This is a genomic window from Aliivibrio sp. A6, assembly GCF_028765505.1.
GTDB lineage: Bacteria > Pseudomonadota > Gammaproteobacteria > Enterobacterales > Vibrionaceae > Aliivibrio > Aliivibrio finisterrensis_A.
In genome coordinates this window covers 1-1,052 of sequence record NZ_JARACR010000091.1, presented here as the reverse complement: position 1 = coordinate 1,052, position 1,052 = coordinate 1, and the positions used below count along the sequence as shown (strand labels likewise).

Here is a 1,052-nt window from a genome sequence, read left to right as displayed (position 1 = left end):
TTAGGTTTATCAAATGATGATGCTCGTTCTAAAATCTTAGGACGCTTACGTTCATGAATGTTATTTGGTCACCGCTTGCTTTAGACAAAATAGGGCAGACAGCAGAATACATTGCATTAGACAATCCATCAGCGGCAGAAAAATGGGTTAACGACGTATTCGATAAAGCTGAGAATTTAGGTTCATTTCCAGAGTTGGGCCGTCTTGTCCCTGAGCTGAATAAAGCCAATTATCGTGAAATTATTTTTGGTAATTACCGCATTATTTATAGCGTAACGTTAAGCATAAATATTTTAACGGTTCGTAACTGTAGCCAATTGCTAACTATGGCTGATATATAAAATTATAACAAATGCATCAACACGATTTACTACACTCGGCGTTGTCAGTTTGCCTTTAGTTTCAGTGATTAAGGCGTTAAAATTCAGGTAAGTCTGTATCGTAGCAAACGTGTTATGCAGGCGTTATATTGCGAAAATAGTTAAGAGGATATCATGGAAGAACAGTCTCAAATCTACTTGGATCAGTATCTAAGCTCACTTTCTGAAACTGAACGTAAAAAGTATCAATCATTCGGTTCAGACTATTTCTGTGCCGATGAGCATAATGCCAATTTATGTGCTGAATTAATCCGAATTGGTCAAAAGACAGCAACTTGTAGCTTAAATGTTTGGTACGAATCTGGTGAAGAACCAATGCCAACCGTTGGTCATTTACAAGTAGTTGTTGATTGGAACGGAAAGCCAATTTGTATCATTGAAATTGATTCAGTTGAAACGTGTAAATATAACGAAGTGACGGCCGAATTTGCTCATGCAGAAGGCGAGGGCGACCGCTCATTAAAATGGTGGCGTGAAGCTCATTGGCGTTTCTTTGCTGCTGAATGTTCAGAGTTAAATATTAAGCTTAATGAGGACATGGTTCTTGTATTGGAACGATTTCATGTCGTTTATCAATAGGCAATATAACAAATGCATCAACACGATTTGCTACACTCGGCGTTGTCAGTTTGCCTTTAGTTTCAGTGATTAAGGCAGTAAAATTCAGCTAGG

The 1,052-nt window shown here is 38.0% G+C and carries 2 protein-coding genes; both read left to right on the top strand.

Annotated elements, in window-relative coordinates:
- Window positions 1-53 precede the first annotated feature (53 nt).
- Window positions 54-341, top strand: a complete 288-nt coding sequence (locus PVK70_RS18730) for a type II toxin-antitoxin system RelE/ParE family toxin (RefSeq protein ID WP_060994190.1) — start codon at window positions 54-56, stop codon at window positions 339-341.
- Between the two features lie 153 nt (window positions 342-494).
- Window positions 495-959: an ASCH domain-containing protein gene (locus PVK70_RS18725; protein WP_130049477.1), complete on the top strand. Its 465-nt coding sequence runs from the start codon at window positions 495-497 to the stop codon at window positions 957-959.
- Window positions 960-1,052: the final 93 nt, after the last annotated feature.

Coding starts and splice junctions, on each gene's coding strand:
- PVK70_RS18730 (WP_060994190.1), top strand. CDS start 54: ATGAATGTTATTTGGTCACCGCTTGCTTTAGACAAAATAGGGCAGACA.
- PVK70_RS18725 (WP_130049477.1), top strand. CDS start 495: ATGGAAGAACAGTCTCAAATCTACTTGGATCAGTATCTAAGCTCACTT.